Origin of the sequence: Eudoraea sp., assembly GCF_049665975.1 — a bacterium.
Taxonomy (GTDB): Bacteria; Bacteroidota; Bacteroidia; order Flavobacteriales; family Flavobacteriaceae; genus Eudoraea.
Window position 1 is genome coordinate 1 of record NZ_JBATGR010000216.1, and the last position, 1,750, is coordinate 1,750.

A 1,750-nucleotide genomic window follows, 5' to 3' on the forward strand; every position below is an offset into this window, starting at 1 on the left:
ACTCAGTGCACCACATGCAGCACCGCTCAAACCAAGTCCACCTGCAAAACCTGCAACCATAACCATTTCCTCTTCACTTGCACCCATTTTTCGAGCAACTTCCGTAGCACAGCTCAAACACGCTTCCTGTGATACAGTTTCTTTATGGGATAAACTGTCATAGGCAGCTTTAACGGCTTCAGGAGCCCATTGTTCGGCAAGATCAAAACAATGTAAGAATCTTCCGGAGAAAAAATACTTTGCAAAACTCAGTTTACTTGAAAAGTCGCACCTCGCAATATCGCTACAGTTTATCGTATGTTCTCTTTGAATAAATGACGCCATTACCTGCTGTGTTGCTAAAACGGCAACATGAATTGCTTGATTTTTATTTGCACATACTCTATATGCTTCTGCACCAATAGCTAAGGATGCACCCCAAAGCATGCCGCATTGATGACCTTTTTGCATAATGCCACCTGCCAATACATCTGCGGCACGTTCTTCCAGTTCCTTTGGATGACCAAACTCCCGATTTAAAATATAAAAGAAGGTACGTGAGCAAGTTCCTAATTTCCTAAATACTTTTTTCCCGTCTTTAGGGCCATCTTTGATATCATATGCTTTTGACTCCATTTGCAGGGACTTTAATTTGAATCAAAAAAGGTACAAAGGGCTGAAATCCAATACTATGACAAGGATCAGTTTAAATAATATTTTTATTAGTGCGAACGGGTTGAACAAACATCCGTTTTGATGATTTTTATGGATTATTAGGACTTTCTAGTAAATCTTTTCTCCTTAGATAGTAGACTAGCATCATCAGAACTAACAAATAGGTAATAAAAATCCAGAATGTATTCATGTTTCCGGTAAACTCAGGTAAAATAAACAGATAATTAAAAGCGGCATTAGCACCAATATGAGCCAGGATTGACGTAAGTATGCTTCGGGTATAGTAATAAATCCAACTTATAAAAAGTGTTCCCAGAACCACCCATATTAAAAACACCATGAAGTCCATTTGCAAGGGAATGCCTGTTCCAATCAGATATGCCGGATAATGCCAAAGCCCCCAGATCAAACCAAGTATAATGCTTGAATAAAATACGTTGAATTTCTTCATCAACCTGGGAAGTACGTAACCCCTCCAGCCGTATTCCTCACCAATAGCAATCATGACGATCACAATAAGCTGTGGCAACAATTGAGTTGTTCTTAAATGAAATCTGGAAATATCGAAGTGCAGGGAAGTAAGCACGGCTAAAGATGCAAGGGCAGGAATTCCTAACAGCGCTATCAGAAGCCAATTTAAAGATGTTTTCTTTACGGTTTGTTTAACGAACAAATCATAAACGCCTTTCTTACCTTTTGTAATGGCAGTAAGCACCAGTGCAACTAAAGATGGAGTGAATACAGCTAATATTGAGACATTCGGATCCTCTAAAGTATAAGCGATAAAACACAGTAAGGAACTCAGGGCAATTACCATTGCCGAGAACAGGATGATTTCCATTATTTCTTTTGAACTCCTTGTATTCATAATGGGTTATAGTGCGTGTTGTGGCCGGTACTTTTTAATTTTTAAAGTCATACGTTAAAATCATGAGCCGATCTTCAATAGTTACCGTTTCTATTAATTTCCTTTGATCCAAAGTGGAGCGCCGTCTTCCCACTTATTATGTGTTAATCTAAATTTCTCACCATCAGCAAGTCTTATCACTGTAATTTCACCATACATTTGAGGGCTAAATATGAAGGGTTGTACTAA

Annotated in this window: 2 protein-coding genes; both read right to left on the reverse strand. The window is 38.5% G+C overall.

Annotation, left to right across the window (positions count from 1 at the left end; all coding sequences use genetic code 11):
- Positions 1-615, reverse strand: a 615-nt coding sequence (locus WBN20_RS08280) for a C-GCAxxG-C-C family (seleno)protein (protein WP_424281338.1), incomplete at its 3' end; no start/stop codon positions are given.
- 127 nt (positions 616-742) lie between these two features.
- The gene (locus WBN20_RS08285; protein WP_424281339.1) at positions 743-1,522 is read right to left on the reverse strand and encodes a CPBP family intramembrane glutamic endopeptidase; all 780 of its coding nucleotides are present in this window, start codon (positions 1,520-1,522) and stop codon (positions 743-745) included.
- Positions 1,523-1,750: the final 228 nt, after the last annotated feature.

Coding starts and splice junctions, on each gene's coding strand:
- WBN20_RS08285 (WP_424281339.1), bottom strand. CDS start 1,522: ATGAATACAAGGAGTTCAAAAGAAATAATGGAAATCATCCTGTTCTCG.